Source organism: Bacillus sp. 01N45, from assembly GCF_056399205.1.
The window spans coordinates 19834-32654 of record NZ_JBFTQW010000001.1; the positions used below are offsets into that span (position 1 = coordinate 19834).

Here is a 12821-nt window from a genome sequence, read left to right on the forward strand (position 1 = left end):
GAGACTTTTTTCTTCCTATATATAATTATTGCTGATCACATACTTTTGTATCATTCACTACTGAAGTTCCTTCAACGGTTACCGTATGAAAACAATCATTTACACGAACTGTCACGACATTATCTTGCCGATCAATAACGTGATATTCATTAAAATTTTTATTCAGAGCACTGCGAATTTGTTCTCCTTCATAAATTGGAATGCCATGTGATAAAACCCAAATAAGCCCAGCGATAGCAAGAATAGTTTTCATACGATCTACCTCCTTGAGAATATAGTGAACTTTTAATCCATGCTGTTTCAGCTCTTCTAATCATGAATGGAATGAATCAAGCCTTTTTGGAAATAAGTTCATTTCGTCTATTTTATGTTTATGCTAATTGTGACCGAATTGTGACAACTTTTTGTCTCTTTAGACGAAAAGTTGAAACAAAACGTTCAAAAAAGACAATTCTACTTGCACAAACAAAAGGCTATGGAAAATTTACCATAGCCTTTTGTTTGCATTTTATTAGATATTCATTTCAATTTATACGTAACTAATAAACCTTAACCCTTTACTTAAAGAAGTCGGCACAACAGATGCGTGATTCTCCCCTTCAGCTTCATAAAACGTAAATCGAAACTGATCGTGTTTGACTTGGAGAAGACGCTCTGATAATTCATTTGCCCCTACAACCATATGCTCTCGTTCTAGTGACCCAACTGTAAGGAACACTCCCGTTTGAAACTTGGCACTGTTTAATTCATTTATAAGATTCGCTTCTTTTTCAAGCACAGATTGGTTATTCCACCAGATTGATGGACTACTAATAAAATAATTTTGAAAGGCATTTACGTTTGTAAATAATATATGTAAAGCAAATAAGCCACCTAACGAATGCCCAAATAATGTTTGCTTTCCTTTATCAATCTTATAATTATTTTCAATTTGAGGTTTCAGTTCTTCTTCCATAAAAGTAAAGAAGTTATGTGCTCCTCCTGTTTTAGGCCACGGTTTGCCATCTGGTTTTAAAGGCGCATCTTTTGAAATTACACTTGGCGTAAAATCATAACATCTTTCTTCTCCTGAAAATGCCTCTTCAATTGGATAACCAATACCTATTATAATGGCTGGTGAAACACCTGTTTTTTCCGCTCTAACTGATTGTATTTTAACCGCTTCATGGAATGTTTGAAAAAAGGCATTGCCATCTAATACGTATATAACAGGATATCCTGACTCTGGTGCTGGCCGCCTCGGCTTTGAAATATGAATTTGATATTCCTTACAGTCTAATTTTGAATACAGTTTCCACTGTTCTGTATTAGATGTAATAATCTGCTGTTTTTCAATAGTAGTATTCATCTTATATTCCCCCCTTCTTAACTCGTTACATATATCTCTACTTTCTCTTCTTGAAGTGCAACGCTATCGTATCCAAAACAAACAGGAGACCCATTATACGGATCAATCATGACACGCGCATCAATATGAAATACTTCTTTTAACACTTCATTTGTAATGATTTCTTCTGGGCTACCAGTTGTAACGATTTCCCCTTCCTTCATCGCAATAATTTCATCTGAAAACCTTGCTGCATGGTTAATATCATGTAGTACCATAACAACCGTACAATTATGTTCTTTATTTAACTTCTCCACAATTTGTAATACATCTAATTGATGAGACATATCGAGATATGTAGTTGGTTCATCTAGTAGTAACACTTCTGTCTCTTGTGCTAAAGCCATCGCTAGCCATACCTTTTGTCTTTGACCGCCTGATAAATTTGCAATTTGTCTCGTTCGAAATTCAGAAGTTTTCGTTATATCTAATGCCCAATCAATCATCTCTTTATCTTTTGAAGTTAACTTATTTACATTATTTCGATGTGGATAGCGTCCATAGGAAATTAATTCTTCCACTTTAAGTTCTCCTGGTGCAATTGGAGTTTGCGGGAGTAAAGCTAACTGCTTCGCAATTTCTTTTGTTGGAATCGTATTTAAATCCTGTCCTTGCAAATATACTTTACCGCTCTTTTGCTTTAAAATTCTTCCCATTGTTTTTAACAGTGTTGATTTCCCGCACCCGTTTGGCCCTATAATTGTCGTTACTTTTCCTTCTTGTATTTCCACATTTAAATCGCGAAACACTGTAAGCTTTTCATAACTCGTTTCTAAATTTTTTGCACTTAAAATACTCACTTTTATTCCTCCTCTTACGCTTTCGCCTTATAAAGTAAATATAAGAAATACGGTACACCGACAATAGAAATAACGATTCCAACAGGTAACTCTACAGGGGTGAAAACTGTTTTTGCAATAAAGTCTGAAGCTATTACAAGGAACATTCCGATTACTCCGCACGTAGGAATGATATGCTTATGCTGAATACCGACAAGCCTTTTTGCTATATGCGGTGCCATTAATCCAATGAAACCAATACTTCCTGAAACTGCAACACATGCACTTACAAGTCCGATACTACTTAATAGTAAAATAGATTTCTCTCTTTCTACTGAAACACCTAAACTTGTAATACTCGTTTCTTCCAATTGAAATAAATCTAATAAATAAGCTTTCTTTTGTATAAGCGGAATTAATATGATAAGCCACGGCAACATAGCAATAATATACTTCCAGTTTGCACTATATATACTTCCTGACACCCAAACTGCAGCCATCTCGAAATCAGTTGACTTCATTTTGAGTGATAAGTACATAGAAAATGCTCCAAATCCTGACCCAATCGCAATCCCTGTTAATAAAAGACGTTGGGAGTCTAGCTTACCGTTTTTCCATGAAAACAGATAAATGATGATAGCTGCACCTAATCCGCCGACTAAACCAAACATTGGCATCATCATAATAGACATCCAGTCTGTGCTCTTTAATTGCCCTTGAAAGAAAAACATAAAAATAACGATTGCTGTGCCGGCCCCAGCATTCACTCCTAAAATACCTGGGTCTGCCAATCCATTTCTCGTAATCCCTTGAATAACAGCACCTGCAACGCCTAGGCCTAATCCTACTAGCCCAGCAATTACGATACGAGGAAGACGAAACTCAAAAATAACTAAATCATGGTCTGGTACTGGATCTATTCTAAAGAGTGTTTTAAATACATCTGTAATCGTAATATCAAACGTACCATTCGTTAAACTAATATAAATAGCACATAGTATTAAAAATACACTAATCCCCATCGTCATTCCGAAACGTTGACTTGAACTTTTAAGCATGTCTCTCTCCTCCTCTTGTACGAATTAAATAAAGGAAGAAAGGAATTCCAATTAAGGAGGTAACGACCCCAATAGGTGTTTCAAATGGATAGTTTACAAATCTACTTAAAACATCACATAACGCTAAGAAAACTCCACCAATAACGCCTGCACATGGCAAAATCCACTTATAATCTACCCCAATTATAAAGCGAGTAATGTGCGGAATAATTAAACCTACAAAACCAACTTTTCCTACTAAAGCAACTGCTGTTCCTGTTAAAAAGATAACTGATAAAATTGCCATCGCTTTAACTAGTTTTGTACGCTGCCCTAGATTAATAGAAACTTCTTCTCCTAAAGAAAGAATGGTAATAGATTTTGATATTAACAACGCTAAAATTATTCCGATTATCCCAAACGGTATCGTGATTTTAATGATATTAGGATCCACTTGGTCTAACTTTGCATTAAACCAAAAACTAACATTTTGAGAGATTTGGAAATATGATGCCATCGCGGCCGATACACTACTTAAAAATGTTCCAATAACTGTTCCGATAATCGCTAACCTAACTGGTGATAAGCCATTTTGAAGGAGCGAGCCAAAACCAAACACGATACCGGCTCCTAGTGCAGAACCAATCATTGAACATAAAACCATACCAATTGATGACATTCCCGGAAGAAAAATCATACAAAGTGTAATAACAAAGGCTGCCCCATCCGTCACACCCATAATAGAAGGGGATGCAAGATAGTTTCTTGTCATCCCCTGCATAAGTGCTCCTGATATGGCTAGAAATGCTCCAACTAAAAGAGCTGCAACTACCCTTGGTAAACGTGAAGTAATAATAATATTATGATTTACATCGCTTGAATCAAAATGAAATAATGCGCTCCACACTATTTCAGCATCAATACTCTTCGCCCCATACAAAATAGAAAATATAACTGTAAATAAGATGAGTATGGGTGCTATACATAATATAGTCACTGGTACTGCATTTGTTTTCTGCATATCATTCAACGCACCTTACTTATTGTATTATTTAGATAAATTTTTCACTGCTTCTTTTAAGAATGCTGTTTTACTCCAAGCAGTACCACCTTGTGCCATTGGGTCTACAACGTTTACAAATACTTTCTTTTCCTTCGCAGCATTCATACTTTGCCAAATTGGATTACTTTCAATTTCTTCTAGCACTTTCGGATTTTTATTTTCAGTTGTCTCATATTGTAAGAAAATATAATCCGGATTAAGTTCAGCAAGTTTTTCAAATGAAATTTTCTCTTGTGCTTTTACAGTTTTCAATTGTTCTGGAGCAGTTAATCCAAGATCTTTATAAATGACAGGGTTGAAATATACTCCTTCTGGATATAGGAATAATTCGTTTGCTCTTAGTCTAATGACAAGTACTTTTTTGTCTTTTAACTTATCTCCTAGTTTTGCTTTTGCCTTTTCAGCGTCTGAATTGTAATCTTTAATAATTTTTTCTGCTTTATCTTTTTTACCAGTTAATTCTCCCATTAACTTTAAGTTATCTTCCCAATTTGTTGAAACGTGTGATACCGGGAATGTAGGAGCTACTTTCGTAAACTTTTCAGCTGTTTCTGCTGGGAATTTCGTACTTGATGTAATAACGTCTGGCTTTAATTGTAGTAATGTTTCAAAATTTGGTTGCATTTTCTCGCCAACAGATTTCGCACCCTCTAAATCTTTCTCAAGATACTTCGGTAATTTACCACCAACAGTAATGGCACCTACTGGCTTAATACCAAGTACCGCTGCATCTTCCATTGACTCTAAACTAGCTGTCGCAATTTTATCTATTTTTGCTGGTACTGTATATTCTTTACCTAAATATGTAATTTTTCTTTTTTCGTCTTTTTTCGTTTCCGTAGCTTTTGTCTGTTGCTTTTGTCCTCCTGAAGTTTTATCCGTACTATTGCATGCTGCTAGTCCTACACTTAAAACTGTAACCATCCCTAAAGTAAATAACTTCTTGTTCATCTTTATATAACTCCTCTCGAATTCTCAAACTATATTCTCAATAAAATTTAACTATATGAAACTTGTCTCACATATATATTTCATTAGATTAATAATTCTATCCAGAACTCATTCTCGTTCACTTCCCCTAAACTATAATTCTTTTACACCTCATCTATTGATAACACTTTTCATTGATAATGATTATCGTTACTAAGTATATATTTAATATGCAATTATTTCAAGAAAGATTTGAAAAATTTTAACAAACTGAATAAAAAAGAAGTATCCGCCTAATCTTAGGAAGATACTTCTTTTTTTAGAAATTTATATGTAATTCAACTGGGCAATGGTCTGATCCCATCACTTCACTATTAATTTTCGCCTCTGTTATTTTGTCTTTCATTCTTTCCGAAACAACAAAATAATCTAAACGCCATCCAATATTTTTTGCTCTCGCTCCCATACGATACGACCACCACGAATATGCACCTTCCTGATCAGGATACAGATAACGATACGTATCAATAAATCCTTCTTCTAAAATACATGTGAATTTCTCTCGTTCCTCATCAGAGAATCCAGGGTTTTTACGATTACTTTTTGGATTTTTTAAATCGATTTCTTTATGAGCAACGTTTAAATCACCGCAAAAAACAACGGGCTTTTTTTCATCTAATTGCTTAATATAAGCCCTGAAATCATCTTCCCATTTCATTCTGTAATCTAATCGTTCTAATCCTCGTTTTGAGTTTGGTGTATATAACGTTATCATGTAAAAATCTTCGAATTCTAAAGTAATAACTCGTCCTTCTTGATCATGCTCTTCAATTCCTAAACCGTATGTTACAGATAGCGGTTCTTTTTTCGAAAAAATAGCCGTTCCTGAATAACCTTTTTTCACAGCATAATTCCAGTATGTATAATATCCCTCTGGATTCAAATCAATTTGCCCATCTTGTAATTTAATCTCTTGTAAACAAAATATATCAGCATTTGATTCCTCAAGATATTCTAAAAATCCACCTTTTGCGATAACTGCTCGCAAACCATTTACATTCCACGAAATTAACTTCACCTATAGTCCTCCTCTTGATGTTCACTTTCAAATTTCATGCTATCACAAAATAGAAAAACAATCATATTTTCACCTTTGTAATCTTGCTCTTACATTTGTGAATACATACATACGCACTTTATTCAGGTTATACTAATTTCAGAGGTGATGTTCTTTGCACAATGAAGGGATTACGTTAACAAATAAGCATTGGCAAGCAATTATTCATAATGATTCTTCCTATGATAGTAAATTCTTTTATGCTGTGAAATCAACCGGAATCTTTTGCCGACCGTCATGCAAATCAAGAATACCGAATAGAAACAATGTACGAATTTTTCATCATGCAGAGCAAGCATTAAGCGAAAAATTCCGCCCTTGCAAACGTTGTAAACCAAATGGGCTCACTTTACCTAATGAAGAGTGGGTAGAACAAATTAAAGATTATATCAAAAAGCACTTTGACGAATTATTAACTCTCAACATACTTGCTGAAATATGTCATGGTAGCCCATTTCATTTGCAACGCACTTTCAAAAAAGTAACAGGAATAAGTCCAATAGAATATATACAGCAGTTTAGGATTGTTAAAGCGGCAGAACGCCTTTTACACACAAATCAATCCATTAAAGAAATTAGTACTGCTGTCGGGATAGAAAACCCAGAGTATTTCGCAACTTTATTTAAAAAGAAAACCGGATTCACTCCTACTGAATATCGAAAAAAGAACGAAATGAAAGAAGGATAAAATAATGAATTCCTCCAAAAATAAATTTATATATTGGACGCTACTTACACATGAAAATTGGCAGTTTCATATTGCTGCAACTGAAAATGGACTATGCTTCATTGGATCACAAGATGAAAAATTTGAAGAACTAAATATATGGGCTAGAAAGAAATTGCCACAACATATATTGGCATGTAATCCAGATTACCTACAATCATATACGAAAGAAGTTATCGAGTATTTAGAAAGTAAACGAGAAACTTTTACATTCCCTATCGATGCTTACGGAACTGATTTTCAATTATCTGTTTGGAATACGGTACGTGAAATTCCTTATGGGGAGACATATTCTTATTCAGAAATTGCCGAAAGAATGCAAAAACCTACTGCTGTGCGTGCCGTTGCTACTGCTATTGCTGCCAACCCTCTTCTCATTACAATTCCTTGCCATCGTGTTATTGGAAAGAATGGTAAACTAACCGGTTTTAGAGGTGGATTAGAAATGAAGAAAGTGTTGCTTACATTAGAAAAGTCTCCGGTAGAATGCATATGACAGCAAAATATACTAGCACATTAACTTTAGCAGTTCCAGCAGAATTTAGTTTCCAAGAAAATTTACGCTATCTATCACGTTCTAACAATGAATGTATGTTCCACATTGAAGATAACAAAATTTATAAAGTTATCCCTGTTCAGGATGTACATCCTTTAGTTGAAATTAGTATGAACTCGGATGATAATATTCAAATACGTTTTTTAGAAGAATCATATACGTCTGAAGAATCGATATGCGAAGCTGTAGCTCACTATGTAAAAGAGTGGTTTGATTTAACTACTGATTTAGCTCCCTTTTATACATTAGCTAAACATGATGTACTCCTTCAAGGACCAATTGAACAATATTATGGGCTTCGTACTTTAGGTATTCCAGACTTATTTGAAGCACTTTCCTGGGGAATTATCGGTCAGCAAATTAATCTCACATATGCTTATACACTAAAAAGAAGATTAGTCGAACACTTTGGAAATTATGTAGAATGGAACGATAGAAAACATTGGATATTCCCTTCTCCTGAAACGATTGCCAATTTACATGTAGAGGATCTTAAAAACTTAAAAATGACGACTAGAAAATGCGAATATGTAATCGGTATCGCAAAGCTTATTACAGAAGGAAAATTATCAAAAGAATCTTTACTGCAAATACAAGATGTGCAACAAGCTGAAAAACAATTAACTGCTATACATGGAATAGGACCGTGGACTGCCAACTATATTTTAATGCGCTGTTTACGATTTCCTTCCGCTTTTCCCATTGACGATGTTGGCTTGCACAATGCAATTAAATATATAACAGGTTCTGAAAGTAAACCGACTAAACAGGAAATAAAAGATTTTGCGGCAAATTGGACCAACTGGGAGTCTTACGCAACTTTTTATTTGTGGCGAGTATTATACTAAAAAACCAAGTAGCGCATCCGCACTACTTGGTTCTTTTTTAAGCTTGTTCTTCGAATCGTCTTGCGATTTCCACAATAACTTGAACAGCTTTTTCCATCGTATCTACCGAAACATATTCAAATTTACCGTGATAGTTTTCACCACCTGTGAAAATATTCGGCGTTGGTAATCCCATATACGATAATTGTGACCCATCTGTTCCACCACGAATCGGATGAATGTTTGGTTCGATATTTAAGCTTTTCATCGCCTCATATGCAATATCAACAATTTCTCTCACTGGTTCAATTTTTTCAAGCATGTTATAGTATTGATCATTCATTTCTAAAACGACTGCATCTTGTCCATACTTCTCTTGCATTTGCTTCACAATATTTTCAACGTTATGTTTACGCGCCTCAAAATTTTCACGATCAAAATCTCGAATAATATAATACGCTTTACTTTGCTCAACATCACCATTTAATGAAAGTAAATGATAGAATCCTTCATAGCCTTCTGTATATTCTGGTGCCTCTTCTACCGGTAAATAGCTATTAAACTCCATAGCAAGTTTAGTTGCGTTACGCATTTTATTTTTCGCTGTTCCAGGATGTGTATTCGTTCCGTTAAACGTTAACTTAGCACCTGCAGCATTAAAGCTTTCATACTCTAAACCACCTAATGGACCTCCATCCATCGTATAAGCACATGATGCACCAAACGCTTCTACATCAAAATGCGCTGGCCCACGACCAATTTCTTCATCCGGCGTAAATGCTACTCTTATTTTCCCATGTTTAATTTGCGGATTATGTATTAAATAGTTCATTGCAACCATAATTTCAGTCAGGCCAGCTTTATCATCTGCTCCTAGAAGTGTCGTACCATCCGTTGTAATAATCGTATGTCCTTTATATGATGGTAATTCTGGAAACTGTTCTGGCGTTAACACAACATTTAGCTCTTCATTTAACGTAATTGCATTGCCATCAAAATTTTCATGAATTTGTGGTTTTACGTTTTTCCCTGTAAAGTCTGTTGCCGTATCTAAATGTGCTAAAAAGCCGATTACTGGAACATCCTTATCCGTATTAGCAGGAAGTGTTGCCATTACATACCCATTATCATCCATTGTTACTTCTGTTAAGCCAATCTCTTTTAACTCTTCCACTAATAACTTACCAAACTCAATTTGTCCAGATGTTGTTGGTACTGTATGACTTTCTTCATTCGATTGTGTATCAATCTTTACATATCTCGTAAATCTTTCAATAAGTTCTTGTTTCAAACTCATTCACTCCCTTTTATGTTTCTCTCTCTATTATAATCCTTAAAACGAAATATTTTAACTTTTTTGACTGCGAATATATATTTCATTTGTATTTTAGCAATTTTAAATAACAACTAAAAAGTCTTAATATTTGTACATTAAAAATCTTACATGTAATATACATAATTATAAAATATAGGAGGTATTAAAGATGAGGCTAACTCTCTTTCGCTATTTTCTTTTTTTCTTAGGGTTAATTTTTTTTGGCCTTGGAAATGCTCTTGCAGTCAAAGTGAAATTTCTCGGTTTACATCCTTGGGAAGTTTTAAATATGGCTCTCTACCAAAGATTTGGATGGACCATTGGTACGTGGAGTGTCATATGTGGATTATGTCTCGTTCTCATTTCTTTATTAGTAGATCGAAAATATATAAATGTGGGCACATTTTTAAATGCACTACTTATCGGTCCCATTATGGACTTTTTCTTACAATCAAATATTCTTCCAAACGCTAGTGATTTTTTATGGATAAACTTACTCATTTTATTTGCTGGGATTGCAATTACAGGTATTGGGGGAGGGATGTATGTTGCGGCTGGGATTGGTGCTGGCCCTCGAGATGGATTCATGCTTACTATTTCCGACAAAACAGGGCTATCTATTAGCCGTGCTAGAATCATAGTAGAATGTGTTGTACTAGTTATTGGATTTATGCTAGGAGGTCCTGTTTTCATCGTAACTTTTCTTTACACCTTTATTCAAAGTCCGATCTTTCAGCAATCATTTAAGATGTTTCAAACCCTCTTACATACTTTACATAACAAAGAGAAAGTTAATGAACATATTTAAACTACAACTTAATACAAAGTATTCACCCTATTTACGATTCTCACCGCAAATAGGGTGTTTCTTTTTTCATCTCACAATTTCAGAATATATACTACTCATTTACAATAAAAGTATATACATCGTCATAAATACAGCCATTTACTTTAATTACATACTTCCCTGGTTTACTAAAACGAATTGTGTAATTATTTAACTGAATTGCTTCTTTATCTCCAGAAAGAATATCAATACTTCTACCACTCAATACATAAAATTCACTTTGATTCATCGTTACATCAATCGCATTGAAATTTCCTTCTTTCACCTGCTTTGTTTCCGCAGCGCTTACACTTGGTTCTAAAAACAGTAGTCCACTTAATCCAACCGTACCTGCTAAAGCTACTCCCGCAAACTTTTTAATCTTTTTCATCACATTGTCCTCCTTATAAATTTTGTATAAAGGTGATTTTCCCCTTTACACCACAAAGCCTATATGTAATGAAATGAAAAGTAAACGGGGACCGTAAGACAAAATTCTACATCTTTTTTTCCAATTGAATAGAAATCCAACGTTTGGAGTTTTGTCACATTTTAAATTGTTTCCTTAACCCAACTTCCATTTATATTATTCAGAAATTGAATAATTACTTATTGATTTAAGATTCTAAAAATAGTTGATAAAAATGCTTTCTATAAAAAAAGTATATTTTATAAGTACGAATTAAAACACACTCCATATATTCAGTTTCATTCTCCTATCCATAATTTTTTTACATTCAATAATTGTTCATCATTAAATTCCAGCTTATATATGTCAGGCTTTGATGTATGTATTAGAAATTCAAACCCGTATTGCTTATCAAAATAATTCATCATGAGTGTCATTACAAGCCCATGTGTGCCAATTACAATTTTTTGTCCTTGAAAATCCATTAATATTTCCTTTAACACTTTCACTACCCGTCTCTGACAATCCTTATATGACTCTCCTTCTGTTAGTGCAAAATCCGGATCAGAGAACATCTTCTTTACAAGCGGATATACCTCTTTATCTGATATAACTTGATCCCCACTGGAAAACATACACTCTTTAAGGTTTTCATATATTAATATTTCTTTTTCATAGAAATTGGCTGTTTTTTCTATCGTTAACACAGCCCTCTTATATGGACTTGAAATGAAAGTATCGATTCCCTCTGTTTTTAATATGTCTGTTACTCTATGAGCGTCTAAACTTCCCTTTTCAGTTAAACCACGTGTTCTTTCACTCCCTTCTAATTTTGATGATTCACCGTGCCTAACCATATAAATATATGTATTCATACTTCCTCCTTGAAAATATTCATTCGTTTTTTATAAATTTTGTTGTTTTGTTCGTGTAATCCATTCTCCTACTAAACTCTCGAATAGTTCAGGCTGTTCAATTTGCAAATTATGTCCCGCCATATCAAGCACCGCTAATGTTGCTCTTGGATAATCTTCAATAATTTCTATAATATCTCGATAACCTACCGATATATCTTGTCTTCCTGCTAATAAAAGAACGGGTTTCTCATATTTCTTTCGGTGAAACTCCATAGTAAGAGAATATTTTTTTTGCAATCTTTCAATAAATTCATAATTAGCAACATCTAACCCCGGCTTAATTTCTTCTTTAAATCGCTTATATGTATATTCATTTGCTACCACTGCTAACTCGCTAAATTCTTTTCTTTCGGTAGAAGTTAACGTATTTAAAAACTCCTTATCTTGTACAATTATCTGTTTATCCGGTAAACGTCTTTCTTTTTGCAGTGCAACAACCACAGGACATATTAATAATAATCCATTGACTCTCTCAAACATTTTTGAAAGTATCCCTCTAGCTAAATATCCGCCGAAAGACTCTCCTACTAGTAAAAAATCTTTCTTTGGAATGATTTCTTCAATAAATATAGTTAACACTTCTAATATATGATCTGAACTATTTACCCAATCTGGAGCGTTCGACTTTCCCATTCCAGGTAAATCAATATATATTCGTTGATAACCTTCATATTTTTGAAATAATGATTCCATACATTTCATCATTAACCTATGATCCGGCGCACAGCCATGTATAATAATGACTGGCTTACCCTCTCCAACAATTTCATAGTATATTTCCGCATCTTTAATTCGCCATAACATAAAAAGTCCTCCCTATTTAGTGAAAATACTATCCACTCTGTAAGAATACACGTTCTTATTTTATATCCTTTTGTAACATTTTTACAAATGTTAATTTTCAGATTAAAAATGAAAATCTTACTTAAAA

The 12821-nt window shown here is 34.1% G+C and carries 15 protein-coding genes; 4 read left to right on the forward strand and 11 right to left on the reverse strand.

Annotation, left to right across the window (positions count from 1 at the left end):
* Positions 1 to 25 precede the first annotated feature (25 nt).
* From AC1DMU_RS00110 to AC1DMU_RS00140, 7 genes are all read right to left on the reverse strand, one after another.
* The gene (locus AC1DMU_RS00110; RefSeq protein WP_000849106.1) at positions 26 to 253 is read right to left on the reverse strand and encodes a hypothetical protein; all 228 of its coding nucleotides are present in this window, start codon (positions 251 to 253) and stop codon (positions 26 to 28) included.
* Positions 254 to 529: 276 nt separating this feature from the next.
* The gene (locus AC1DMU_RS00115; RefSeq protein WP_088064248.1) at positions 530 to 1348 is read right to left on the reverse strand and encodes an alpha/beta hydrolase; all 819 of its coding nucleotides are present in this window, start codon (positions 1346 to 1348) and stop codon (positions 530 to 532) included.
* A gap of 17 nt (positions 1349 to 1365) precedes the next feature.
* Entirely contained in the window at positions 1366 to 2187 is an 822-nt protein-coding gene (locus AC1DMU_RS00120) for an ABC transporter ATP-binding protein (protein ID WP_046956533.1), read from the reverse strand.
* A 14-nt stretch (positions 2188 to 2201) separates the two neighbouring features.
* Positions 2202 to 3224, reverse strand: coding sequence for a FecCD family ABC transporter permease (locus tag AC1DMU_RS00125; protein ID WP_087984997.1), 1023 nt, complete (start codon positions 3222 to 3224; stop codon positions 2202 to 2204).
* A complete protein-coding gene (locus AC1DMU_RS00130; protein ID WP_088064249.1) occupies positions 3217 to 4224 on the reverse strand; it encodes a FecCD family ABC transporter permease in 1008 nt (335 codons plus the stop codon). Before AC1DMU_RS00130 ends, AC1DMU_RS00125 begins: the two co-directional genes overlap by 8 nt.
* 27 nt (positions 4225 to 4251) lie before the next feature.
* The gene (locus AC1DMU_RS00135; RefSeq protein ID WP_476941449.1) at positions 4252 to 5217 is read right to left on the reverse strand and encodes an iron-hydroxamate ABC transporter substrate-binding protein; all 966 of its coding nucleotides are present in this window, start codon (positions 5215 to 5217) and stop codon (positions 4252 to 4254) included.
* Positions 5218 to 5515: 298 nt separating this feature from the next.
* Positions 5516 to 6274 (reverse strand): exodeoxyribonuclease III, encoded by a 759-nt coding sequence (locus AC1DMU_RS00140; RefSeq protein ID WP_048545879.1) that lies wholly within the window; start codon positions 6272 to 6274, stop codon positions 5516 to 5518.
* A 154-nt stretch (positions 6275 to 6428) separates the two neighbouring features.
* Between AC1DMU_RS00140 and AC1DMU_RS00145 the strand changes: the two genes are divergently transcribed.
* The 3 genes from AC1DMU_RS00145 to AC1DMU_RS00155 are packed head-to-tail and all read left to right on the forward strand — an operon-like array spanning position 6429 to position 8444.
* On the forward strand, positions 6429 to 7001 hold the full coding sequence (locus AC1DMU_RS00145; protein ID WP_088064251.1) for a bifunctional transcriptional activator/DNA repair enzyme AdaA: 573 nt from the start codon (positions 6429 to 6431) through the stop codon (positions 6999 to 7001).
* A gap of 4 nt (positions 7002 to 7005) precedes the next feature.
* The gene (locus tag AC1DMU_RS00150) at positions 7006 to 7536 is read left to right on the forward strand and encodes a methylated-DNA--[protein]-cysteine S-methyltransferase (protein WP_088064252.1); all 531 of its coding nucleotides are present in this window, start codon (positions 7006 to 7008) and stop codon (positions 7534 to 7536) included.
* Positions 7533 to 8444 carry a DNA-3-methyladenine glycosylase family protein gene (locus AC1DMU_RS00155; RefSeq protein WP_088064253.1) on the forward strand — a complete coding sequence of 304 codons (912 nt, stop codon included), beginning with the start codon at positions 7533 to 7535 and terminating at the stop codon, positions 8442 to 8444. The genes AC1DMU_RS00150 and AC1DMU_RS00155 overlap by 4 nt, the downstream gene beginning before the upstream one ends.
* A gap of 37 nt (positions 8445 to 8481) precedes the next feature.
* Here the strand turns inward: AC1DMU_RS00155 and pepT are convergent, their stop codons facing one another.
* Complete coding sequence (gene pepT, locus AC1DMU_RS00160) at positions 8482 to 9714, reverse strand: peptidase T (protein WP_088064254.1); 1233 nt, start codon at positions 9712 to 9714, stop codon at positions 8482 to 8484.
* A 193-nt stretch (positions 9715 to 9907) separates the two neighbouring features.
* On the opposite strand from pepT, the gene AC1DMU_RS00165 reads away from it, so the two are divergent.
* Entirely contained in the window at positions 9908 to 10546 is a 639-nt protein-coding gene (locus AC1DMU_RS00165) for a YczE/YyaS/YitT family protein (RefSeq protein WP_088064255.1), read from the forward strand.
* 91 nt (positions 10547 to 10637) lie between these two features.
* Here the strand turns inward: AC1DMU_RS00165 and AC1DMU_RS00170 are convergent, their stop codons facing one another.
* The 3 genes from AC1DMU_RS00170 to AC1DMU_RS00180 form a co-directional block, all read right to left on the reverse strand.
* Entirely contained in the window at positions 10638 to 10955 is a 318-nt protein-coding gene (locus AC1DMU_RS00170) for a hypothetical protein (protein WP_060487508.1), read from the reverse strand.
* A gap of 317 nt (positions 10956 to 11272) precedes the next feature.
* Positions 11273 to 11848 carry a histidine phosphatase family protein gene (locus tag AC1DMU_RS00175; RefSeq protein WP_088064256.1) on the reverse strand — a complete coding sequence of 192 codons (576 nt, stop codon included), beginning with the start codon at positions 11846 to 11848 and terminating at the stop codon, positions 11273 to 11275.
* A gap of 30 nt (positions 11849 to 11878) precedes the next feature.
* Positions 11879 to 12694 carry an alpha/beta fold hydrolase gene (locus AC1DMU_RS00180; protein WP_088064257.1) on the reverse strand — a complete coding sequence of 272 codons (816 nt, stop codon included), beginning with the start codon at positions 12692 to 12694 and terminating at the stop codon, positions 11879 to 11881.
* Positions 12695 to 12821 lie beyond the last annotated feature (127 nt).

Bases quoted from the DNA above. Each gene is read 5' to 3' on its own strand.
- AC1DMU_RS00180 (WP_088064257.1), bottom strand. From the start codon at position 12,694: ATGTTATGGCGAATTAAAGATGCGGAAATATACTATGAAATTGTTGGA.
- AC1DMU_RS00165 (WP_088064255.1), top strand. From the start codon at position 9,908: ATGAGGCTAACTCTCTTTCGCTATTTTCTTTTTTTCTTAGGGTTAATT.
- AC1DMU_RS00110 (WP_000849106.1), bottom strand. From the start codon at position 253: ATGAAAACTATTCTTGCTATCGCTGGGCTTATTTGGGTTTTATCACAT.
- AC1DMU_RS00130 (WP_088064249.1), bottom strand. From the start codon at position 4,224: ATGCAGAAAACAAATGCAGTACCAGTGACTATATTATGTATAGCACCC.
- AC1DMU_RS00175 (WP_088064256.1), bottom strand. From the start codon at position 11,848: ATGAATACATATATTTATATGGTTAGGCACGGTGAATCATCAAAATTA.
- AC1DMU_RS00115 (WP_088064248.1), bottom strand. From the start codon at position 1,348: ATGAATACTACTATTGAAAAACAGCAGATTATTACATCTAATACAGAA.
- AC1DMU_RS00150 (WP_088064252.1), top strand. From the start codon at position 7,006: ATGAATTCCTCCAAAAATAAATTTATATATTGGACGCTACTTACACAT.
- AC1DMU_RS00170 (WP_060487508.1), bottom strand. From the start codon at position 10,955: ATGAAAAAGATTAAAAAGTTTGCGGGAGTAGCTTTAGCAGGTACGGTT.
- AC1DMU_RS00155 (WP_088064253.1), top strand. From the start codon at position 7,533: ATGACAGCAAAATATACTAGCACATTAACTTTAGCAGTTCCAGCAGAA.
- AC1DMU_RS00125 (WP_087984997.1), bottom strand. From the start codon at position 3,224: ATGCTTAAAAGTTCAAGTCAACGTTTCGGAATGACGATGGGGATTAGT.
- AC1DMU_RS00135 (WP_476941449.1), bottom strand. From the start codon at position 5,217: ATGAACAAGAAGTTATTTACTTTAGGGATGGTTACAGTTTTAAGTGTA.